General features: G+C 60.2%; 20 protein-coding genes. 15 read left to right on the forward strand and 5 right to left on the reverse strand.

Annotated elements, in window-relative coordinates; genetic code table 11:
• Positions 1-28 precede the first annotated feature (28 nt).
• From BSU04_RS05160 to BSU04_RS05170, 3 genes are read left to right on the forward strand one after another with little or no spacing between them, the layout of a single operon-like run.
• Positions 29-1,438, forward strand: coding sequence for an MFS transporter (locus BSU04_RS05160; RefSeq protein ID WP_089159585.1), 1,410 nt, complete (start codon positions 29-31; stop codon positions 1,436-1,438).
• A gap of 39 nt (positions 1,439-1,477) precedes the next feature.
• Positions 1,478-2,032, forward strand: coding sequence for a GAF domain-containing protein (locus BSU04_RS05165; protein ID WP_089159586.1), 555 nt, complete (start codon positions 1,478-1,480; stop codon positions 2,030-2,032).
• A 1-nt stretch (position 2,033) separates the two neighbouring features.
• Positions 2,034-3,290 (forward strand): MFS transporter, encoded by a 1,257-nt coding sequence (locus tag BSU04_RS05170; RefSeq protein WP_089159587.1) that lies wholly within the window; start codon positions 2,034-2,036, stop codon positions 3,288-3,290.
• A gap of 248 nt (positions 3,291-3,538) precedes the next feature.
• Here BSU04_RS05170 and BSU04_RS05175 read toward each other — a convergent pair whose 3' ends face one another.
• On the reverse strand, positions 3,539-5,356 hold the full coding sequence (locus tag BSU04_RS05175) for a bifunctional protein-serine/threonine kinase/phosphatase (RefSeq protein WP_089159588.1): 1,818 nt from the start codon (positions 5,354-5,356) through the stop codon (positions 3,539-3,541).
• Positions 5,357-6,805, reverse strand: coding sequence for an APC family permease (locus BSU04_RS05180; protein WP_089159589.1), 1,449 nt, complete (start codon positions 6,803-6,805; stop codon positions 5,357-5,359).
• Between the two features lie 774 nt (positions 6,806-7,579).
• Here BSU04_RS05180 and BSU04_RS05185 point away from each other — a divergent pair.
• Positions 7,580-7,882 (forward strand): hypothetical protein, encoded by a 303-nt coding sequence (locus BSU04_RS05185; protein WP_089159590.1) that lies wholly within the window; start codon positions 7,580-7,582, stop codon positions 7,880-7,882.
• A 290-nt stretch (positions 7,883-8,172) separates the two neighbouring features.
• Here the strand turns inward: BSU04_RS05185 and BSU04_RS05190 are convergent, their stop codons facing one another.
• Entirely contained in the window at positions 8,173-9,348 is a 1,176-nt protein-coding gene (locus tag BSU04_RS05190) for a porin (protein WP_089159591.1), read from the reverse strand.
• Between the two features lie 127 nt (positions 9,349-9,475).
• Positions 9,476-10,348: a 4-hydroxy-tetrahydrodipicolinate synthase gene (gene dapA / locus BSU04_RS05195; protein WP_089159636.1), complete on the reverse strand. Its 873-nt coding sequence runs from the start codon at positions 10,346-10,348 to the stop codon at positions 9,476-9,478.
• 359 nt (positions 10,349-10,707) lie between these two features.
• Between dapA and BSU04_RS05200 the strand changes: the two genes are divergently transcribed.
• Positions 10,708-11,619 (forward strand): IclR family transcriptional regulator, encoded by a 912-nt coding sequence (locus tag BSU04_RS05200; protein WP_089159592.1) that lies wholly within the window; start codon positions 10,708-10,710, stop codon positions 11,617-11,619.
• A 43-nt stretch (positions 11,620-11,662) separates the two neighbouring features.
• On the opposite strand, the gene BSU04_RS05205 is transcribed toward BSU04_RS05200, so the two are convergent.
• On the reverse strand, positions 11,663-12,736 hold the full coding sequence (locus BSU04_RS05205; protein WP_089159593.1) for a porin: 1,074 nt from the start codon (positions 12,734-12,736) through the stop codon (positions 11,663-11,665).
• Positions 12,737-13,153: 417 nt separating this feature from the next.
• Here BSU04_RS05205 and BSU04_RS05210 point away from each other — a divergent pair, with 417 nt between their 5' ends.
• From BSU04_RS05210 to BSU04_RS05255, 10 genes are read left to right on the forward strand one after another with little or no spacing between them, the layout of a single operon-like run.
• A complete protein-coding gene (locus BSU04_RS05210) occupies positions 13,154-13,471 on the forward strand; it encodes a non-heme iron oxygenase ferredoxin subunit (RefSeq protein ID WP_089159594.1) in 318 nt (105 codons plus the stop codon).
• A gap of 1 nt (position 13,472) precedes the next feature.
• The gene (locus BSU04_RS05215; protein WP_089159595.1) at positions 13,473-13,802 is read left to right on the forward strand and encodes a recombinase-like helix-turn-helix domain-containing protein; all 330 of its coding nucleotides are present in this window, start codon (positions 13,473-13,475) and stop codon (positions 13,800-13,802) included.
• A 31-nt stretch (positions 13,803-13,833) separates the two neighbouring features.
• Positions 13,834-14,904, forward strand: a complete 1,071-nt coding sequence (locus BSU04_RS05220) for an aromatic ring-hydroxylating oxygenase subunit alpha (protein ID WP_089159596.1) — start codon at positions 13,834-13,836, stop codon at positions 14,902-14,904.
• Entirely contained in the window at positions 14,897-15,652 is a 756-nt protein-coding gene (locus BSU04_RS05225) for an SDR family oxidoreductase (RefSeq protein WP_089159597.1), read from the forward strand. The genes BSU04_RS05220 and BSU04_RS05225 overlap by 8 nt, the downstream gene beginning before the upstream one ends.
• A 48-nt stretch (positions 15,653-15,700) precedes the next feature.
• The gene (locus tag BSU04_RS05230; RefSeq protein ID WP_089159598.1) at positions 15,701-16,228 is read left to right on the forward strand and encodes a cupin domain-containing protein; all 528 of its coding nucleotides are present in this window, start codon (positions 15,701-15,703) and stop codon (positions 16,226-16,228) included.
• 4 nt (positions 16,229-16,232) lie between these two features.
• Entirely contained in the window at positions 16,233-17,123 is an 891-nt protein-coding gene (locus BSU04_RS05235; RefSeq protein WP_089159599.1) for an alpha/beta fold hydrolase, read from the forward strand.
• Positions 17,120-17,983, forward strand: a complete 864-nt coding sequence (locus BSU04_RS05240) for an IclR family transcriptional regulator (protein WP_089159600.1) — start codon at positions 17,120-17,122, stop codon at positions 17,981-17,983. Before BSU04_RS05235 ends, BSU04_RS05240 begins: the two co-directional genes overlap by 4 nt.
• Positions 17,980-18,777, forward strand: coding sequence for an SDR family oxidoreductase (locus BSU04_RS05245; RefSeq protein WP_089159601.1), 798 nt, complete (start codon positions 17,980-17,982; stop codon positions 18,775-18,777). The genes BSU04_RS05240 and BSU04_RS05245 overlap by 4 nt, the downstream gene beginning before the upstream one ends.
• The gene (locus BSU04_RS05250) at positions 18,770-20,437 is read left to right on the forward strand and encodes a thiamine pyrophosphate-binding protein (RefSeq protein WP_089159637.1); all 1,668 of its coding nucleotides are present in this window, start codon (positions 18,770-18,772) and stop codon (positions 20,435-20,437) included. The genes BSU04_RS05245 and BSU04_RS05250 overlap by 8 nt, the downstream gene beginning before the upstream one ends.
• Positions 20,430-21,254 carry an aspartate dehydrogenase gene (locus BSU04_RS05255; RefSeq protein ID WP_089159602.1) on the forward strand — a complete coding sequence of 275 codons (825 nt, stop codon included), beginning with the start codon at positions 20,430-20,432 and terminating at the stop codon, positions 21,252-21,254. The genes BSU04_RS05250 and BSU04_RS05255 overlap by 8 nt, the downstream gene beginning before the upstream one ends.
• The last annotated feature ends 12 nt before the right edge of the window (positions 21,255-21,266 follow it).

A 21,266-nucleotide genomic window follows, 5' to 3' on the forward strand; every position in this document is an offset into this window, starting at 1 on the left:
TACCCAATTCCATCAGCGAGAACATGCCGTGTCCGCTATCGCCGACCGTCTCGAAAGACTGCCTCTGTCGGGTTTTCATCGGAAACTCCTGCTCATTGGCGGGCTGGGCTACCTGTTCGATGGACTCGATTCATCGTCACTTGCCTTTCTGCTGCCGGTCGTGAGCAAGCTTTGGCACCTGACAAGTGCCGAAACGGGCCTGGTCGCAAGCAGCACCTATATTGGATACTTCTTCGGGGCATTCCTTTCAGGAGTACTGGCTGATTTGATCGGTCGTCGTCGCATCATGATGACCGCACTCGCGATCTACTGCGTTGCATCGCTCGCGAGCGCCTGTGCCAACGACTGGCACACGTTCTTTGCGTTACGAATCGTGGCAGGCTTTGGCTCTGGCGCGGAGACCGTGGTGATCGCGCCATTTCTCGCCGAATTCGTGCCTCGTCGTTACCGGGGTATCTTTTGCGGGGCGCTGGTCGGGTTCATGTCGTTTGGTTATCTGGGTTCGTCCATAGTTGGCTTCACCGTGGTGAGAAACTTTGCCGATGGCTGGAGATACATGGCAGTGGTGACTTCATTGCCCGTTGTCATGCTCCTGTGGTGGCGAAGGACGCTGCCCGAGTCACCGCGCTGGCTGGAGAGCCAGGGCCGAACCGCCGAGGCGAATCGTATAGTGAGTGCAATTGAGTCATGGTTCAGCGACAGGGGTATTCATCTGGCGCCCGTCGCGTCTGTCGGCCAGATAACCGCATCGGCACCCATAAGAAGCAGCGCGTTGCACAACGTCCTGACGCTGTGGTCGCCGCGCCTCGCGCGCACAACCGCAGTGAGCTGGTTGATGTGGTTCTCGGTCGCGTTTGCGTACTACTCGTTCTTCTCCTGGATTCCGAGTCTGCTCCTCAAGGAGGGGCTCACCATGACGAAAAGCTTCGGCTATTCGATCGCCATTTATGGAGCGCAGATTCCGGGTTATTTTTCCGCGGCATGGCTCAATGAACGGATTGGCCGGAAGGCTGTGGTGGCGTCCTACATGCTGCTGGGTGGGGTTGCGGCCATCACCCTTGCGTTCTCTCACAGCGGCTTGCAAATCATGGGCGCGGGCATCTTCCTGTCGTTCTTCATGAACGGTGCGTTTGCCGGGGTGTATGCGTACACCCCGGAAGTCTTTCCGACAGCCGTTCGCGCAACCGGTACCGGATCGTCTTCATCGTTTGGTCGCATTGGTTCGGTGAGCGCGCCGATTCTGGTCGGACTTGTCTATCCCACGCTCGGTTTTCTGGGCGTGTTCGCGATGACCACGACCGTTTTGTTGATTGGAGCCTGCGTAGTAGGTTTTCTCGGCATCGAGACCCGCAACCGGTCACTGGAAGACATCGGGGAGGGTGGTCCGGCGCAGCAGGATGTGCGCGGCCCGCTCAGTTCCACCGAGATGAACGGCTGAACGTCCTGCTCATCCCCGCATCACTTTTACGTCAAGGCCATGCAAAACAATGAGATCGCGCCTGAGGCGCTAGCCACGCGAGCGCTGGATATTCGGGACCTTGAGCATCTGGCAATTGCCCTGCGGCTGAAAGATCAGCCCATGGAGATTTTTCGTGCAGTTCACGCAGTGGCGCAACGCACGATAGGCCTTAGCCTGTTCACGATCATGTCCTACGACGCGCAGCGCCTTGAGGTCGAGCGCGTTTATACAAACATGCCGGACGTCTATCCAACGGGAGGGCGTAAGCGAAAGCAGGGTACCGCGTGGGCCAGCCAGGTCCTGCTAGATCTCAAGCCGTTTCGCGCAGAAACGCCGCAAGGCATTCAGGATGCATTCGACGATCACGCGGTGATGACCGGCATGGGCCTGGGGTCGATATTGAACATCCCGATCGCCTACGATGGAGTATGCGTGGGTACGATGAACATGACGCATAGGGAAGGGTGGTATACGGCCACGCATGAACGAATTGGCCTGCTGATCGGCTCCTTCCTTGCCGCTGCACTCCTTATGCGCAATACCATGCCGGCCGGCGACTTCACGGGTCGCTGACATGAACACGACCAATCGGGTCACGACTGCTTCCACGCCGGCCAAAACCTTCGAGGCCCAGGGCGCCTGGCTACTTGTTTTTGCCCTCGGCTATCTTGCGCTGATAGCGGATGGCGCAGACGTCATGATGTACGGCTTGACGCTCACGCGGATCAAGGATGAGTTCGCTCTGAGCAACGTCCAAGCAGGGGCGTTGGGGAGTTTGACGCTGGTTGGCATGGCTATCGGCGGAATTTTCGGCGGCTGGGCAAGCGATCGTCTGGGACGGGTACGCGTGGTCGCGTGGGCGCTGGCGCTTTTTTCGCTGGGTGCCGGGATGCTTGGATTTACCCATAACTTCCTGGAATTCGCGGTCGTGCGATTTATCAGTTCGTTGGGCATCGGCTCCATGGTGCTGGTCACTACACTTGTTGCCGAATATGTGCCCACGGAACGGCGCTCCCTGATTCTCGGTGCCCTGCAAACCGGCATTTCGGCTGGCTACATCGTCGTCATTGCGCTGAGTAACTGGATTTTGCCGCACTATGGCTGGCGAACGTTGTATTACGTATCCGCACTGCCGGTGCTCTTGGCGCTGGCCATAAAATTCGCGGTGCGCGAACCGGCAAGCTGGCAAGCGAGCCGCGCTGCTGCGCGCGAGAACAAGCGCGGGCTGGTCGACAATCGCTATTACCTGATTTTCAGTCATCGACAATCACGCACCCTGTTCATCCTGTGGACCTTGGCCTCGGTGTTTGCGCTTTCCGGGTTTTATGGCTTGAACAACTGGTTGCCGACTTACTTGGAAAAGGAACTGCACATCAAGTTCAGCGCGATGGCCGGGTACATGATTGGCACGTACGTGGTCGCGTTCGCCGGCAAGATCATCGCTGGGTGGCTGGGTGATCGCTGGAGCCGACGCGGTGTTTATGTCCTTGGCTGCATGGGCGCCGCGCTTTTCCTTCCCGTGATTATTTTTTGGCACACACGTGAGAACATTGTCTATCTGATGTTCTTCTTCGGCTTCATGTACGGCGTGCCGTTGGGGACGATCGGAACCTTCATGTCGGAGAGTTTCGCCACCTCGATCCGCGGCACGGCTGTAGGCGGTTCCTATAATCTCGGTCGTTTCTGCTCGGGCGCGGCGCCCGTCGTTATCGGTTACCTGGCTACGCAGTTTTCGATCGGTATCGGCTTCCTGGTAGTCGGTGCGGTTTTCTTTCTAAGCGGTGTAACCGCGCTGTTCATTCCCGATCGATTGCACGATACGCAGCGTTAGTCTACGCAAGCGAGTGAGCTGCGCGTCGCCAAACCGGGCTCGTGCACGGTCGAGAGAAAGAAGCGAACCGCTTGCATTGCCTGGAAGGCTGAGTGACGCGCTTTACGCGCTGCGGCAGTGGGCTGGCCGAAGTCTCGGAGATACGATCGTGGATATCAATCTGAACCTGAGGATACCTATGTTTCTTGTCGAACCTCACAAGCCATTTCGAACTGAGTGGCGCAGCGCGGCCGCACCACCAGCCTCGCTCAATGCCGCATCAAGGACCAAAGCAGCAGCGCCAGCAACAGCACCGCGACCAACTGCCAGAACAGCACCGGATCGCTTTCGAGCAAGGGCTTGCGCCGAACCGGTGCCATCGCGTCTCGACCGTTCGAAAAGCGGTCGAGATCGGCGCAGACTTCGAGCACGTCCTGATACCTGCGCGCCGGATCGGGTTGCAGGGCTTTTTCCAATACCAGGTCGAGCCATTGCGGCGCGTCGAGCCGGTACTGATAGAGCGGCACGCGGCCATTGAAGCCATAGGGCAGCTTGCCGCCGCTGAACAGCCGGTACAGGGTCACGCCAAACGCGAAGACCTCGGAGCGTGCATCGCCTTGCGAGTCTTTCATCAATTCAGGCGCCATATAGGCAGGCGAGCCCGGTGCGGCATCGGGGCCCGGCACCTGCATGCCCGGCATATAAGCGAAACCGAGATCGAGCAGGCGTGTGCCATTGCCCTGGATCACCAGCACGTTCTCCGGTTTGATATCGCGATGGAAGATATTGCGGCGATTCAGCGCGTCGATCGAACGGCCCAGATGCCGCGCGATCTCGAGCGCACGCGGCAACGCCATGGGCTGAGGCGCCGTCAGGAGTTTTTCGAGCGTGACGCCGGCGCCGAGCGGCATCACCACATAGAGGCGGGTTTGCCGGTTTGCATCGACCGGAATTGGCGCGAGCACGCCTTCGTCGCCGATCTTGCCGGCCAACCAGCGCTCGCGCACGATCGACTGGCGCACGTTTTCGTCCTGCTCGACGCGCGGTTTGGGAAACTTGAGCGCCAGCGGCGTGGTCGGATCGGTCAGATCGTAGCCCGAGAAAATCCGTGAATAGAAGCCATCGCTCAACACGCTCTTGAGCAGATATCCATCGACAACATTGCCCGCGTCGGGCACCGCCGGAATCGGCAAGGCGCCGACCACCCGCTCCAGGTAACCGACATCGAGCACAGGCAGGCCGCCCACATCGAGCACCGCGCTCGTCACGTCGTCCTGCGAGCCGCGCGTCAACGCTAGCGCGCCAAGCCGGCGGGCAGTGTCGAGCGCACTGCCACGCGCCGCGAGCACCGTCTGCAGCTCGCGCATCGGCACGCGGCGATAAAGCCCGTCGGAACACATCAGCAGGCGGTCGCCCTCACGCAGCTCAAGGGTTTCGATGCGAGTCACCAGCGTCGGATGCATGCCGACCGCATGCGCTACATAAGAACCAAAGGCGACCGGCAGCACGTCGTCGTCACCGAGCTGGGTCAGTTGGCCATCGCGCAGCAGATAGAGCCGCACGTCGCCCGCCGCCACCAGATACCCCGTAGCGCGGCGCACGATCAGCGCTGCAAAGGACGCGGCCATCTGGTTCAGTGCGGGATCGACGCGGCCGATCTGGTGCAGCCAGCCGTGTATTGCCTCGAGCGCGCGCGCAGCGGCTACGCCGGGCTGCAAGGTGTCGGGGAGCCCGTAATAGGCATCGATAAACGTCCGCACCGAGAGTTCGGCCGCGACGCGCCCGCCCTTGCTGCCGCTCACGCCGTCGGCCAGGGCGATCACGCTGCCACGCGCGGCGCGTTCCGCCAGATCGCCGAGCATCACACCGACGTAGTCTTCATTGATGTGATCCTGCCCGCGGACGCGGGCAGGGCAAGAGACACAACCGATCTCGAGGGCGGCACACTCGCCGCGCTCCGGCCGCAACTGCAGGTCGATTTCCTGGCCGCCCATGCCGCGACGGCTAGCGAGCTTTCCCTCTGGATCACCTGGCATCCGGTCGGTGTCCGGTGCGGGCAAGCTATCCAGGGAGAAGGGTTCACTCATTTACTTTTTGCCGTGGGTCATCACGTCGCTTGTTTCCAGATCGTGCTCGATTTTTTCGAGCACCTGCGGTGAGCGCTTCTTGAGCATCAACAGCCAGATTGCGCCAACCAGCATATACGCAACGAATAGATAAGGCAGGATGTTATACGGATAATCGGGCACTGGATACACGCTGCCGATCACCGCACCGACCATCGCCAGTGCGCCAAGCACGCCCCACACGACGTTGATCGTCTTGAGTTCGCCCTGCTTCTTCAGGTAGATCGGCGCCGCGATCGCGACCAGGAAATACGTGACCAGGAAGCCGAAAGTCGCGAACGTGCTGGTGTAGCCGAACGTGTTGAGCGGACCCGTGCCGAGCATCGCAATGCACACAACGAAGGTCACGATCGAGGAAAACGCAACAGCCAGGTAAGGCGTCTGGTGCGTGCGGTGCACCATGCCCATCGAGCGGTGCACGAACTGATAGCGGCCCATCGAATACAGCAGGCGGCTCGATGAGTTGATGCACGCAAGCACGCACGAGAACGCGCTGACCGAGGCGATAAGATAAAACACCGGGCCGAGCGGCGAGGCGCCGACGCTCGTGAGCAAGGTGCTGAGCACGGCCGAATCGGCGCCGAGCTTGGCAACGTCGCCGTGATAGGCGATCGTCATCGAATAGGCCACGAACATGAAGAACAGGCCTGACAGGATCACGCTCCAGACCACCGCACGCGGAATCACGCGCAGCGGGTTCTTGGTTTCCTGGCCGAGCGAGGCCGCGCTTTCGAAACCCACGTACGAGAAGATGCCGAGCACCATGCCCTGCGCCATGCCCTTGCCGCTTACGCCCTGCAACCCCAGCTGCGTATGGTCGATGATATGGTCCGGATGCAGCGCGAGCACATAGATCAGCACACCGCCCACGATCACCACGGAAGCGGCTTCGATGCCCAAAGACAGGCGCGAGGAGAGTTTCACGTCGCGTGCCGAGAAGAACCAGGCCAAGCCCACAAAGATCGTGTAGACCGCCCACGACGGGATATTGACGCCCCAGGCCGAAAAGGCGTTCTGCACGAACACGACGCCTGCGGCGCCGACCCCCATCGCCGTGCCCACGTAAGCCGCGATCAAGCCCCAGCCGGCAATGCCCCCCGCCATCGGGCCCAGCGCGCGCGAGATATAGATAAAGAACGAACCTGCCGACGCGATACGGCTCGAGAGCGCGATGATGCTCATGCTTACCAGCAGCAGCCCGATCGTCGAAAGACCATAAATAAACCAGGTCCCCGCGCCGGCCAGCGCCGCGATCGCGGTCACGTTGATTGACGGCGTGAAAGTCGGAGACAGGTTTGCGATGGATTGGCCGATTACCTCAGGAAAACCTAACGTACCGGTACGCAAGCCGCCGGATGGTGCCGGCGGTGCTTGCGTGCTGTTTTGTGGAGTGCTTTGCGGAGTGCTCATGTTGGGTTCCTGATAGATTGGTGAATCAAAGCTGAATGCGCTGCGCTCAACTTTTCCACAGTCAAAAATCTCGAAATAAACTGCGCCCCTCTGTTTTCGTCCACTCGGGCGCCAAGTTCATCCACATGTTCAAGAGCGTCATTGAATACCGCACCGGACAGCAAACCTGCATGCTTGATGTCACCAAACCCTGCCTTTCCAGGGCGACGTCCCAGACGGACCGGAAATGCAGATCAAGACGTCGACTCCTTCACGCTGACAAATGCAATGACCGTGCCAAGTTTATTGAAATGAATCAAAACTTCCTGTCAATAAACTCTTATAGGTGTTGTCGTATCCGATGCCAGCCCGGCTCATCAGCTTCAAGCGCTAACGTCGGTGCATCGTTTACTGCATCTGGTGCGGCACTGCACCGAAAGGGCCGGCGTGCTTCTGCAATCTATTAGCGCGCCTTATGCTGGGGAAAACCGGGCGCATGGAATCAAACGCGCCGCAAGTATCGCGGGCATGCGCATAGATCGAGGTGATGAGCCATGCAGAGATGACTGCGTTTGCTTAATTACTTCAGCGAACCGAGCCTGACTAAAAGGCGAAGACCTGCATTAAAAACCTCCTGCTGCAAGAGCTCAGGATGGAGTTCGATTATTATTCCAGTTAATCTGACAATGACGCAGCGCTGTTTGGCGTGATTCCGGCCGCTGCAAGATTTGGCATTTCCCGTGGAAAGGGTACCTGTGCCGCGCTTACGGCACGAACGAACAGATCGAAATCACCATGACCACTCGAGTTCCGCTCAACGGGCAATCATCAGCATCCGGGCGAGACGCAATCGCCCCCCGCGGTGCTGTCAGCGCAGTGCTTGCGGGGTTGCTTCTCCTGGCAACAGTCCTGTTTCTGCTCTCGTTGGGGGCCACGCTGGAAGCGTTGATCGAGAAATACTGGGTAAGGACGGTCTCCAGCAAATTCGATCCCTTTTTGGCGACATTCATTCCGGTCACCAGCGGCGCCGGTATCGCAGTCTTGGTCTTGCTGTCGCTGCGCATGATCGCGGCTTGGCGCAGGCGTCACGCGCGATAACTGACGGCCAGCTGTGCGCGTCAACGCTTAAGGCTCCCTTGCCGTTGACATGGTTCGGGCCACGAACAGTCATTCGATAATCGCGGCGAGATTGTTGACCATCGCGCCCGTACGTCGCCGATTCAGGCCGCAACCGCGCACGACATGGACGCGATCGGGATTAAGAAGAGGCGATATCCGCACCTGCAGCAACGCCAGGATAGGGGAGATTGAAACCTGCACAAGGCGCCGTGCATCGGGGTATTCGCACTTGCCCCCGATGCGCGGCGCTCCTTCGGCACTACGCAGTCTTAAAACGCGTGTTTGACGCCGACAGTGATAGCAACCTGGCTGTTGGTCGACGAAGGCGACAGCGTGTTGATGGTGGCATTGTTAAGCGCCGAGCCATTGGTACCACCACTAACGTGCTCATAGACGCCTTCGGCATACAGGTCCGTGCGCTTGCTGAGCGAGTAATCTGTCTGCAGCGTCACCTCGTGCCACCTCGGCGATGACGATGTGCCACCCGTGCTATAGGCGCCATCGGTGAAGGTATAGGCACCTGCCAGACTCAACGCGGAACTCAACGCATAACGCGCATTGACCTCGTAGTTGTTCAACCGCAAGCCACCGTTCAACGCGACATTTCCCGCACTGCCGGCAAACACGCTAGCCATGTTGTCGATCTGCGAATGCGTCCACAACAAGCCGACTGTCGCCGGGCCAAACACATAGTTGCCGCCCACGCCCCAGATCCGCTGACGTGCTGCGACAAAATCCGCACTGCCGTCGGCCAATGACACCGCGCCGTTGGGATTCGTGCCCAACACACCGCCACCCGCATTGTTCATCTGCAGATAGGCTGCCGCCACGTTGATCGGGCCATGCGCATAGGTCGCACCAAACCCATAGGCACGATTGTTCGAGAAACTGTTCGCGTTGTTGCTGAATGAATACGCACCGCCGAACGTGACTCCCGCATAAGACGTGCTCACGTATTTCACCGTGTTGTTCAGGCTCAGCGAGTCAGCAGCGAGGTTATCGTTATTGAACGGATGCGCCGAAAGATTACCCCCATAGCCGCTTCCGGCCGCCGACAACGGGCCGAGATAGTCATTCACCGAATCGAACTGGCGGCCGAGCAGCACGGTGCCGAACTGACTGCTTTGGAGGCCTGCGTACGTTTGTTCACCGAAGGCATCGCCGCTGTTGAACTGCGTACCGTTGTTCAGGTTGAAGCCGTTCTCGAGCTTGAATACAGCCTGAAGGCCCCCGCCCAGGTCTTCCGTGCCTTTGAGTCCGAAGACGGTGTTTTCGGTTGCAGAACTCGTTTCCTGCCAGGCGCTGTGGCCGCCCTGGTTGTTCGTGTAGATAAGGCCGGCATCGATTACGCCATACAGCGTCACACTGCTTTGTGCATGCGCTGAAACAACACAGCCTGCGGATAAAGCCGCGGCCAGGAAAGACGTGTTCAGGGATTTATTCATATTCACAACTCCATGGTGTTACGGCGCTGAGCGCGCTTTGAAACCGCTTGCCGCCCGGTCGAAGCTTCGACCAGGCGCAAACAGACATCGGGTAATCGGGTAGTCAAACAAGGGGAGAAGGCCGCGTTCAGGCCATGACGGCGAGCTGCCGGTTGCAGGTGTCGAGTGCGATCCGGAGCTGCTCTTTGAGCGTGACCGACGCTTCCATGATCGGCAAGCGCGTCTCGCTTCCAATCGCGCCGTCGATCGCCAGTGCTGCCTTCACGCCCGCTGGATTCGGAGCGCTGAACAAGAGTTTGATCACTGGCTTGAGCGCTTCGAAAAACACAACAGCGTCGTCCGTTCTCGCCGATAAAACGCGTTCGTGGATCTCGGCAAGAATATCGGCGAAAAGATGGGCGCTCGTCAGGATGCCGCCCGATCCGCCTGCGATCAGGCAGTCGACATAGGCATCGTCGTTGCCGCACAGTACGCTGATCGGCAATTGGCAGAGCTTTTGGAAAGTCGCCGGTACGCACGCCTTGATGGCGACAATATTGGCGCGTTCGATGAGGCGCTCAACCGTGCTCGTCTCGATGGAGACACCGGTGCGATGCGGCACGTCGTACAAAATGACGGGCCGCTCGGTAGCGCGCGCAATTTCGTCGAAGTGCCAGCGGATACCGTTTTGATCAGGGCAAACGTAGGCAGGAGCTGAAACCAGATATCCGCCGATATCCCAGCGGTCCAGTTCGCGGATTTCCTGCACCATGTCGCGCGTATTGGTACCACCGACACCGACTACCACCGTCAGGCGTGTCCCGACCACCTCGAACAAGGAGCGCAGGACCTTGAGCCGCTCGCTATGATCGAGCAGCGCCGCTTCGCCGGTCGTACCCAGCGCGACGAAACCACTGATCTCCTGGCTCAGATAGCGTTCGGCCAAGCGCTGGAGCGCGTCGACGTCGACTTGTCCGTCCTTGAACGGCGTGACAATAGGCAACCATATTCCAGACACCATGCTCAACTCCGCTGCGCGCGGCAACCGGCTGCACGCGAGGAATTCAGATGGTTCACGGCGTTTGAAACCGCTGCGGGGCGCGATGCTTGGCCCGCGTGGATGCGTGTTAAGACATCTTCGATCTTCATGATGATTTGCTTCGTGTTCCATTAAATTGGATCAAACGAAGCCTATCGGATCGAGCGTAAATGTCCTGTTAAAAAACGCCATTCGCGCGTATAGAATGCGGGGTTACGGAATGTGTTCCTATTCCAGTCAACCGACGAACCCCGGGTTGCTTATCACACATGCAGCGCTCGACCGATCAAGACAATCGCGTCGGTTATGATAGTTGCCGACTAGATTCCGATTAAGACGGTATGCCCAAACAACCCACCACCGAAAAAACGTCGGCTCCTGACGGGCAGAGCGACGCTGCCGAAAGCACTGAGGACAGCGCCGCCGGCGCGTCCTATCTGGTCCCAGGCCTCGAGCGCGGCTTGCGAATCCTTGCGGAGTTTTCTGCCCGCGAGCCGATCCTGGGTGCGCCGGAATTATCGAAGCGTATTGGCATTCCGCGTACCACGACATTCCGCTTGCTCCAGACGCTCGAATCGCTTGGTTTCCTGGAGCGAGTCAATGACGATCGCAATTTCAGGCTGGGCGTTGCGGTGCTGCGGCTTGGATTCGAGTACCTTAGTTCGCTCGAGCTGACCGACTTCGCGGCGCCGATCCTAGAACGTCTTCGGGACGCAACCGGCCTGAATGCCCACTTGCTTATCCGCGATCAGCGTGATGTTGTGTTCGTCGCCAAGGCGCAGAGTCACGACGCCATGTTCAGCTCGGTGAGGGTGCATGTCGGCACGCGTTTTCCTGCGCATGCAACCACGCACGGGCACGTGCTGATGGGCGACCTTGATTTGCCGCACCTCCGTGCGCTTTATCCGGAAAAACGTCTTGAGCAGTTCACGGACCGGACACCGGGCACGGTAAGCGAACTGGAAGAGCGGGTGCGCATGTGCGCGTCGCAGGGATATGGATCGAGCGAGGGGGCGTTCGAGCGGGGAATCTCGGTGGTGACTGCGCCGGTGCGCGAACGCTCAGGCGGCATAGTCGCCGCGGTGACGGTCACGGTGCCGCGTTCGGAAATCGGAACGGCGCGTGAGAAGGAGGACTTGATTGCCGCCGTGTGTGGCGCGGCGATCGAATTATCGATGCGAATGGGATACCGGCCCCATGACGATGATCCCACCGCGAAGCTGGCCGCACGCCGCACTGAAAAAACGGATTGAAAGGCTCGCGTCGCGTAGATGCGCGACGCCTCTTGCCACCGGCTTAGAACGAGTGATGGATGCCGGCGAGCAATGCGACCTGATTGCGATTGCTCGATACACCCGCCGTGAACAGCGCCGCATTTGCCCCCGAGCTGGCGCGCTCGTACAACGCATTCACATACACCTGCGTCATCTTCGAGAGCAGATAGATGTCACCAATCTCGAACTGCGTATAACGAGCGCCTGCGAATGTTGTTGTGGCTGCACCGCCCGAGATCCAGTTATCCGGCACCATCTTCCACGTCGCGCCCGCATCGTAGCTTTGGAATAGGTTGGACATGCCATTCGATTCCAGCTTCACGCGCGTGTACAACGCGTGCGTTACCACGTTGCCGATCGTGTAGGAAACCCCTGCGCCCATGTTCTCGACCTTATCGGCGGTATAGGTCGCCGCCGGCTGATTCTGAAAGGTCGCAAGCCCAAGCGTCGAGACGGAGACCGTGCGGTTATGTTCATTCGAATAGGTCGCGGCCGCAGTGAAGGGTCCGTTCGCGTAACTCACGCCGAAGCCATCTGACTTGCCCGTGGAGAAGTTGGTCGTGTTGCCCAGACCCATCATCGCGCCGAAGGTGAGCCCGTGATAGTTCGCCGAGGTGAACTTCACCGAGTTGTCGTAGGGAACCACGCCGGTGTCCGCGAGCTCATCGATATTGCCCGGATGCATCGCATACCAGCTTGCCGCTTGATACGCCGTCGACAGCGGCCCGAGGTAGTCAAACGAAAACGGCGTTTGATGGCCTAAGGTGAGCGTGCCGAACTGGTCAGAACTGAGGCCCACGAAAGCCTGCCGGTTCCACTCCACACCGGCCTTCGCAAAGGTGCCGGTGTTCGTGTAGAAGCCGTTCTCCAATTGCACGATCGACTTGAGCCCGCCACCCAGATCCTCGACTGCGCGAATACCCCAGCGGTCCGGCTGCATGTTGCCTTGCTCTTCCATCCATTTGGCATGGCCGCCGCTGTTGCTGATGTACGCAACCCCGGCATCCAGGCTGCCGTACAGCGTCACGGTGCTTTGCGCCCACGCGCCCGATGCAACGCCGGCCCCGATCAACCCCGCCGCGATGATGTGTTTCACCTTACGTTCTCCTAATTGTTTGATTGATTCGCGAGCGCCGATAACTCCCGCAGCACATTCCCGTTTCCCTCAAGTCGATGACCAATCGGTTTGTTCCATCTATGGATCAACGTCTTGCCTATGGAGAGTATATTGAGTTTTCAAGCTGGGAAAAAATAAATTCGTGCGATTCGGAAATTGTGACGAGGCGAACTGCTCAGGCACCAAAATGAGCGGTAACTGACTGTTTTGAAAGAAGAAGCTCGGTAAGCGTGCGCGGTCTGCAAGCGCGGTGAATTTTCCATTCTTCGGTCCAATCAGTGTTTTCACTGAGAACGTGATTTTTCTTTTTGATCAGCGAGAAACCGCTTCTATAATGACCACATGTAAATCAACGTTCCGTATGTGGAACAAATAAAATCCCGGAGGTAGTGAGCAATGGCTGAGCAATGGCGTTGCGCCGGACATGCCGGTGATCTGTCGGAGGACTCTCCGATCGAATACAAGATCGAGGGCGGCGCGGAGGTCGGTATCTATCGCGTGGGCGACGAGTTGTACGCGCTTGAGAACGTGTGTCCGCATGCTTATGCGCTGCTGACGCAAGGTTTTGTCGATGGCGACATGGTCGAATGTCCATTACACGAAGCCGTTTTTCATATTCCGACGGGCAAGTGCCTGAAAGAGCCCGGTGGCCGCGACTTGAAGACCTACGCGGTTCGACTCGCCGGCGAAGAAATCCAGATCAAGGTGGAATGACATGGCAACGAATGACGCTCCTCGCGAAGCAACCGTCAACTTCAATCCCTCGCTCAAGCCGTGGCTTGCGCCGCAGCCGAACAACGTGGCCGGCAAAGGCGTGATTGAAAAGCCGGGCGAGACCGAAAACTTTATCTGGCAAACGCGCAAGGCTGAGCCGACGCAATACGAAAACGACTTCGGCGACGCGCTCGAACGCGTGTTCGATACCGGCGCGGTCGAGCTCGATCAGGTTGCCAACGGCTTGAACGGTATCGGCTTTCGCACGCCCGAGGGTGCTGCGTGGACCGGAGAGCGGCTCGCCGCCGAGTTCCGCACGCTGGCCGATTGAACGCCGCATCAACCGATATCAGGAGCAGCGAATGACTTCCCCCAATACAAACAACGCCAACGTTGAGATCGAACCGGTTCAGGCATATCTCGATCGCGGCTTGCGTAATTACTGGTACCCCGTCGCGCCGAGCTGGCAAGTGGCGAATGCGCCGATCGGTCTGACGCGGCTAGGCGATCAGATCGTGCTGTGGCGCGACAACGTCGGCCACATTCATGCGCTTGAAGATCGTTGCCCGCATCGCGGCGCGCGTCTGTCACTCGGATGGAACCTCGGCGGCAGCGTGGCATGTTGGTATCACGGCATCGAGGTGGATGGCAGCGGCACTGTGCAGAAGGTGCCGGCTGTCTCCGCTTGTCCGCTCGAAGGGCAGACATGCGTGAAATCGTACCCGGCACAAGAACACGCGGGTGCGATCTTTCTCTGGTTCGGCGACGACGCGAACAAGGAACCGGCACCGCTTCAATTGCCGGAAGAACTGGTCGGCGAGGAGTACGCGAGCTTCCTGTGCATGTCGAACTGGAAGTGCAATTACCAGTACGCAATCGACAACGTCATGGATCCGATGCATGGCGCCTACCTGCACGCCACGTCCCATTCCATGGCCGACGGCGACAAGCAGGCCGACATGCGCGTGCGCAAGACGGACACCGGCTTGATGTTCGAAAAGGTCGGCCAGCGCGACGTGAATTTCGACTGGGTCGAGATCGGTGAAACGGGTTGCCTGTGGATGCGCCTGGCGATTCCATACAAGAAGAAGTTTGGTCCGGGCGGCAACTTTGGAATCATCGGCTTCGCCGTTCCTGTCGATGACAACCATTGCCAGGTTTATTTCTGGCGCACCCGCAAGGTCTCGGGCTGGCAGCGTGATGCATGGAAATTCATGTATCGCAATCGTCTCGAAGGCCTGCACTGGGCGGTGCTGGAACAGGATCGATACGTCCTCGAAAGCATGGCGCCGAATGCGCGCGACCACGAGTTCCTGTATCAGCACGATGTCGGCATGACGCGCGTGCGCCGCCTGTTCAAGCAACGCGCGCAACAACATCTTGCCGCGCTCGATGCGCTAAAAGCCCAACAGCCGGAGCATGGTCATGCGTGACGCGCTCGCCGGACGCCGCATTCTTGTCACCGGCGGCGCGCGCGGATTGGGCGCGGCGTTCGTCACATCGCTGGCTCAAGCGGGCGCTCGGGTGGCGTTTGGCGACGTGCTGGAAGACGAAGGCGGGGCGCTTGCGAAGACGCTGAACGAAGGAGGCCATCACGTGGACTTCGTGTCGCTCGATCTGAACGATCCGGCGAGCATTCTGGCGTGCGTTGCGACGAGCGCGGAGTTGATGGGCGGTATCGATGGGCTTATCAATAATGCGGCGATCACGAATTCGGGCGGCAAGGCCGCCGGCGAACTGAGCACCACGACTTGGGACGCGGTCATGAGCGTCAACGTTCGCGGAACCTGGCTCATGAGCGTTGCGGCCATGCCGCATCTTCGTGACTCAGGGCGGGGCAGCATCGTGAATATTGCGTCCGATACTGCCCTGTGGGGCGCGCCGAAACTGCTCGCGTATGTGGCGAGCAAGGGCGCCGTGATCGCGATGACCCGTTCGCTCGCCCGCGAGTTCGGTGCCCATGGCATCACGGTGAATTCCATTGCACCCGGTTTGACCGAAGTCGAAGCGACCGCCTACGTGCCGGCTGAACGCCACGAGTATTACCGGTTGGGACGCGCGCTCAATCGTGCGCAGGTTCCCGATGATGTCAACGGTCCCGTCCTGTTTCTCTTGTCCGATGCAGCACGCTTCGTCACTGGCCAGCTATTGCCGGTGAACGGCGGCTTCGTCATGAACTGATTCAGTCACTCAAGCAGTAACAAACTCAACGTGTTGAAGGAGCAATCAATGGCCGATGCGGATATCGAACGCAAGTCGTGGGAACAGCCGGAAGAAACGAGCTTCGCCCAATGGATGGACACACGCGTCGCGCGTCTTGAAACGCGTAAGTATGACTGGGACGCACTGAAGTTCCAGGCGGATTACGACCCGAAGTATCGCCGGGCGCAGATGCGTTATGTCGGCACGGGTGGCACGGGTGTGGCGAAGGATGTGAACACAGTTCCGGCCGGTGGCTTTACTTTCTCCACCATGGTCATTCCGGCGGGCAACATCGGTCCGAGCCACATTCATATGGATGTCGAAGAGATTTTCTTCGTGATTCGCGGAAAGATGAAAGTGGTGTGCGAGAAGGACGGCGAGTCGTGGGAGACGGTGGTCGGCGAGCGTGACCTGATCTCGGTGCCGCCGGGCGTGTATCGCACGGAAATCAATATTGGCGACGAAGACGCGCTCATGTGCGTGATGCTCGGCGCGGCCAAGCCGATCACGCCGACGTATCCGCCCGATTCCCCGCTGGCACGGCTTAAGCGCTAAGCCGATGACATCGCCCGCTTTCACGCCCGCTTTCACACTTGCTCACGCTGACGCGCTTGTTCGTTTCCCCGAGCAACGCGTCGATACCGCGCGACGCACGATCGGTTATCGCAGGGCAGGTGACAGGCACCTGCTCACCATGCCGATCGTAATGCTGCATGGTATTGGCTCGGGTGCCGCCTCCTGGGTACGCCAGTTGGAGACGTTGGGGGAAAACCATCCGGTACTTGCGTGGGACGCGCCAGGGTATGGACAGTCGACGCACGTTGAGCCTGTATCGCCAGTGGCATCCGACTATGCAGACGCGCTGAGCGACTGGCTCGATGCACTCGAGATCGAACGTTGCGTGCTCGTGGGCCATTCGCTCGGCTCACTCATCGCGGGTTCGTTTGCGATCCGTCAGGCGGCGCGGGTAGCGGGACTGCTGCTGTTGTCGCCGGCGGGAGGATACGGCGCGGCACCGGCGCACGTGCGTGAGGAGAAGCGTGATGCGCGGCTTGCGATGCTCGCCGAACTCGGGCCGCAGGGCTTGGCTGATAAGCGCAGCGCGAACATGCTGTCGGCCGGTGCCGGTGAAGACGCGAGGGAGTGGGTGCGCTCGATCATGGCGCGCATAGACCCGGCCGGCTACTCGCAGGCGACGCATCTTCTCGCCAACGCGGACTTGGCGTCTGACCTGACGCACTTCAAAGGCCGCGTAGCTGTGGCGGTCGGTGCTGAAGACACGATCACGCCGCCCGCTGCCTGCGAACTGATAGCGAAGGCAGCCAACGTCAACCTGCAAGTGATTCCCGGTGCGGGTCATGCAGGCTACATCGAAGCGCCAGTGCGCTATAGCGCCTTGATCGAGGCCTTCGCCGCACAGTGCAAGCAGAGTAAGGGAGCCATGCAATGACACTCGGAACCCTCGCCAGGATAGCTGACGACGCTGACAAGGATGATGGCAACTACATCGTGCCGGGACTCGAGCGCGGCTTGAAGATCCTGGCCGAGTTTTCACCGCGCGAGCCGGTGCTCGGCGCGCCGGAATTATCGAAACGCCTGAAGATTCCGCGCACCACCGTGTTCCGGCTATTACAGACGCTTGAGTCGCTCGGTTTCCTGGAACGGGCGGACAAGGATCGCAACTACAGACTGGGCGTTGCGGTGTTGCGGCTGGGTTTCGAGTATCTCAGCTCGCTGGAGTTGACCGATCTCGGCTTGCCGATCATCGAAGCCTTGCGCACCTCGACCGGGCTCACGAGCCACATCCTGATTCGCGATGGCCGCGATGTCGTGTTCGTGGCGAAGGCTCAAAGCCAGGAGCCGATCTTCAGTTCGGTGAAGGTCAATGTCGGTACGCGGTTGCCTGCCCACGCGACCACGCACGGTCACGTGCTGATGGGAGATCTTTCCCTCGATGAGCTGCGCGCGTTGTATCCCGAGCCCGTGCTCGAGCGTTTTACGCGGCTCACGCCGGAAACGGTCGAGGCGCTGTACGACATGGTTCGAGCCGATGCCGAGCGCGGTTATGCGATCAGCCAGTCATCGTTCGAGCGCGGCATATCCGTGGTCACGGCGCCGGTGCGCAACGACACGGGGCGCATTGTCGCGGTGCTCACGACCACGATTCCGCGGCCGGAAATCGATGCAACGCTGCTGGATACCGGCCTGGTGGACAAGGTGCGCCATGCTGCGGCCGAACTGTCTTCGCGCCTGAACTACCGGCCGGGCGCGCAAAGCCAATATCTGAAATCGCTAGGACTGAAATCATGATCCAGATCGACCTCACCGGCCAGGTGGCCGTGATTACCGGCGGCTCGTCGGGCATCGGCCTGGCGACAGCGGAACTGTTCCTGCGCGCCGGGGCATCGGTCGCAATTTGCGGACGTGACGCCACGCGGCTCGAAGCCGCGAAAGCGCAATTGACCAGTCAGTTCGCCGATGCCCAATTGCTCGGCGTGCAATGCGACGTACTCGATGCAAAGGATGTCGAAGCATTTGCAGCGACGGTCTCTGAGCGATTCGGCCGTGTCGACATGCTGCTGAACAACGCGGGGCAGGGCCGCGTGTCCACTTTCGCCGATACCACCGACGAAGCCTGGCGCGATGAACTCGACCTCAAGTATTTCAGCATCATTCGTCCGACCCGCGCGTTCCTGCCGATGCTGCGCGACGCACCCGCGCCGTCAATTGTCTGCGTGAATTCGCTGCTCGCGCTGCAGCCCGAGCCGCATATGGTCGCGACATCGTCGGCACGTGCCGGGGTGCTGAGTCTCGTCAAGTCGCTCGCCACCGAACTCGCGCCGCAGCGCATTCGCGTCAATTCGATCCTGATCGGCATCGTGGAGTCGGGTCAATGGCGCCGCCGGCACGCGGCGCAGGCGCAGGACGCCCAGAGCTGGGAAGCATGGTCGGCTGAACTGGCGCGCAAGAAAAACATTCCGCTTGGCCGCTTCGGACGTCCCGAAGAAGCGGCGCAGGCACTCTTTTATCTGGCCACGAACCTGTCGTCTTATACGACAGGAAGCCATATCGATGTTTCCGGAGGTTTTGCTCGTCATGTCTAACACCACTACCGTTGGCGAAGTGATCGCCGCTTTTCTCGAACAATGCGACGTTCGCACGGCCTTTGGCGTGATCTCGATCCACAACATGCCGATCCTCGATGCCATTGGTACGCGCGGCAAGATTCGCTACGTCGGCGCACGCGGCGAAGCAGGCGCGCTGAACATGGCCGATGGCCTCGCGCGTGTCTCCGGCGGCCTCGGCGTCGCGTTCACGTCGACGGGAACGGCGGCCGGCAACGCTGCCGGTGCGATGGTCGAAGCGCTGACGGCAGGCACGGCGCTGCTGCATATCACCGGCCAGATCGAGACGCAATTTCTCGATCAGGACCTGGCTTACATTCACGAAGCGCCCGATCAGCTTTCCATGCTGGCATCGATCTCCAAGGCGGCGTTTCGCGTGCGCTCGGTCGAGACGGCGCTCGCCACCGTGCGTGAGGCCGTGCGCGTCGCGTTCACCGCGCCGAGCGGGCCGGTGAGCGTCGAGATCCCCATCGATATCCAGGCGGCTGAAATTGAATGGCCGGCCGATCTCGCCGCGCCTCACGTGAGCACGCTTACGCATGACAGCGCGCGTGTCGAACAACTGGCGCAGGCGCTGATGCGCGCGAAGCGTCCATTGTTGTGGCTTGGCGGCGGTACGCGGCACGCACGTGCCGCCGTGGACCGGCTCGTGGCGCTCGGGTTTGGCGTGGTGACGAGCGTGCAGGGACGCGGCGTGGTGCCTGAAGATCACTCGGCCACGCTCGGCGCGTTCAACGTGCACCCGGCCGTGGAAAGCTTCTACAAGACCTGCGACGCCATGCTTGTCGTCGGTTCGCGCCTGCGTGGCAATGAGACGCTCAAGTACAAGCTGGCGTTGCCTAAGCCGTTGTATCGGATTGATGCTGATGCGTGTGCTGACAACCGGGGCTATCGGAACGAACTGTTCGTGCATGGCGATTCGCTCTCCATCCTCGATGAACTCGCGACGCGGCTCGAAGGCCGCGTGAAAATCGATCCGTCATTCGCTGGCGATCTGGTGGCCGCGCGCGAGATCGCGACAGCCGATGTGGCGAAGGGCCTGGGCCCCTACAAGCGCCTCGTGGAGTCGCTGCAACGGGTGATTGGCCGCGATTACAACTGGGTGCGCGATGTCACGATTTCCAACAGCACGTGGGGCAATCGCGTTCTGAAGGTCTTCGAGCCGCGCGCGGGCGTGCATGCACTCGGTGGTGGCATCGGTCAGGGGATGCAGATGGCGATCGGCGCAGCGTTGGCGCACCCGGCGAAGAAGACGGTATGTCTCGTCGGTGACGGTGGCTTGATGGTGAACGTCGGCGAACTCGTGACCGCCGTGCAGGAAGATGCGAACGTGATGATCGTCCTGATGAACGACCAGTGCTATGGCGTGATCCGCAACATCCAGGACGCGCAATACGGCGGCCGGCGCATGTTCGTGGATCTGCATCAGCCGGACTTCGCACAGTTCTGCGCGAGCTTCGGCATGACGCATCACCGCATTACCTCACTGGATCGTGCCGAAGAAATCATCCGTCAAGGTTACGAGAAAACCGGGCCGGTGATGATCGAGGTGGACATGGTGTCCGTCGGCTCGTTTGCCACCGCATTCGCAGGTCCGCCGGTGAAGAAGGAAGAGCCGAAGGAGCCCGAATATGCGTGACGCCAACGGCCACACCGTACCCGTCGATGTCGCGATGATCGGCTTTGGCGCGATCGGCTCGGCGGTGTATCGCGCGATGGCGTTTGATCCGATGGTGCGCGTGTCGCACGTGATTGTGCCGTCGCGCCACGCGGACGAGGTGCGCGCGGCGGTCGGCCGGGACGTCGATGTCGTGTCGTCCGTCGATGCGCTCAGCTGCCGTCCGCAGTTCGCGCTGGAATGCGCGGGACACGGCGCGCTGCTCGATCACGTGGTGCCGCTGCTGAAAGCGGGGACGGACTGCGCGGTGGCATCGATTGGTGCTTTGTCGGATGGGCAGCTACTCGACGCGTTGTCGAGCGCCGCCGACGAAGGCGAGGCCACGCTGACGCTGTTGTCCGGCGCGATAGGTGGCGTCGATGCGCTGGCTGCCGCTCGCGAAGGCGGCCTCGATGAAGTCCTGTACACGGGACGCAAACCGCCCTCAGGCTGGCTCGGCACGCCGGCAGAAGAGTTGTTCGATCTGCTGAGCCTGGCCGATGAGCGGGTGATTTTCGAAGGCAGTGCGCGTGATGCGGCGCGTCTCTATCCGAGGAACGCGAATGTCGCGGCGACCATTGCGCTGGCGGGTCTCGGTCTCGACCGGACCATCGTGCGGCTCATTGCGGACCCGCGTGTGGTGCGCAACGTGCATCGAATCGTGGCGCGGGGCGCATTCGGCGAGATGTCGCTGGAAATGTGCGGCAAGCCGCTTCCTGACAATCCCAAGACGTCCGCGCTGACCGCGTTCAGCGCGATTCGTGCTTTGCGCAACCGTGCAGCACGTTGCGTGATTTGAATGATCTGAAGG

This window comes from Caballeronia sordidicola (assembly GCF_002220365.1).
Taxonomy (GTDB): domain Bacteria; phylum Pseudomonadota; class Gammaproteobacteria; order Burkholderiales; family Burkholderiaceae; genus Caballeronia; species Caballeronia sordidicola_C.

Bases quoted from the DNA above. Each gene is read 5' to 3' on its own strand.
- BSU04_RS05220 (WP_089159596.1), top strand. From the start codon at position 13,834: ATGACTTCCCCCAATACAAACAACGCCAACGTTGAGATCGAACCGGTT.
- BSU04_RS05240 (WP_089159600.1), top strand. From the start codon at position 17,120: ATGACACTCGGAACCCTCGCCAGGATAGCTGACGACGCTGACAAGGAT.
- dapA (WP_089159636.1), bottom strand. From the start codon at position 10,348: ATGGTGTCTGGAATATGGTTGCCTATTGTCACGCCGTTCAAGGACGGA.
- BSU04_RS05230 (WP_089159598.1), top strand. From the start codon at position 15,701: ATGGCCGATGCGGATATCGAACGCAAGTCGTGGGAACAGCCGGAAGAA.
- BSU04_RS05255 (WP_089159602.1), top strand. From the start codon at position 20,430: ATGCGTGACGCCAACGGCCACACCGTACCCGTCGATGTCGCGATGATC.
- BSU04_RS05175 (WP_089159588.1), bottom strand. From the start codon at position 5,356: ATGAGTGAACCCTTCTCCCTGGATAGCTTGCCCGCACCGGACACCGAC.
- BSU04_RS05225 (WP_089159597.1), top strand. From the start codon at position 14,897: ATGCGTGACGCGCTCGCCGGACGCCGCATTCTTGTCACCGGCGGCGCG.
- BSU04_RS05200 (WP_089159592.1), top strand. From the start codon at position 10,708: ATGCCCAAACAACCCACCACCGAAAAAACGTCGGCTCCTGACGGGCAG.
- BSU04_RS05245 (WP_089159601.1), top strand. From the start codon at position 17,980: ATGATCCAGATCGACCTCACCGGCCAGGTGGCCGTGATTACCGGCGGC.
- BSU04_RS05165 (WP_089159586.1), top strand. From the start codon at position 1,478: ATGCAAAACAATGAGATCGCGCCTGAGGCGCTAGCCACGCGAGCGCTG.
- BSU04_RS05210 (WP_089159594.1), top strand. From the start codon at position 13,154: ATGGCTGAGCAATGGCGTTGCGCCGGACATGCCGGTGATCTGTCGGAG.
- BSU04_RS05185 (WP_089159590.1), top strand. From the start codon at position 7,580: ATGACCACTCGAGTTCCGCTCAACGGGCAATCATCAGCATCCGGGCGA.
- BSU04_RS05215 (WP_089159595.1), top strand. From the start codon at position 13,473: ATGGCAACGAATGACGCTCCTCGCGAAGCAACCGTCAACTTCAATCCC.
- BSU04_RS05250 (WP_089159637.1), top strand. From the start codon at position 18,770: ATGTCTAACACCACTACCGTTGGCGAAGTGATCGCCGCTTTTCTCGAA.
- BSU04_RS05180 (WP_089159589.1), bottom strand. From the start codon at position 6,805: ATGAGCACTCCGCAAAGCACTCCACAAAACAGCACGCAAGCACCGCCG.
- BSU04_RS05190 (WP_089159591.1), bottom strand. From the start codon at position 9,348: ATGAATAAATCCCTGAACACGTCTTTCCTGGCCGCGGCTTTATCCGCA.
- BSU04_RS05170 (WP_089159587.1), top strand. From the start codon at position 2,034: ATGAACACGACCAATCGGGTCACGACTGCTTCCACGCCGGCCAAAACC.
- BSU04_RS05235 (WP_089159599.1), top strand. From the start codon at position 16,233: ATGACATCGCCCGCTTTCACGCCCGCTTTCACACTTGCTCACGCTGAC.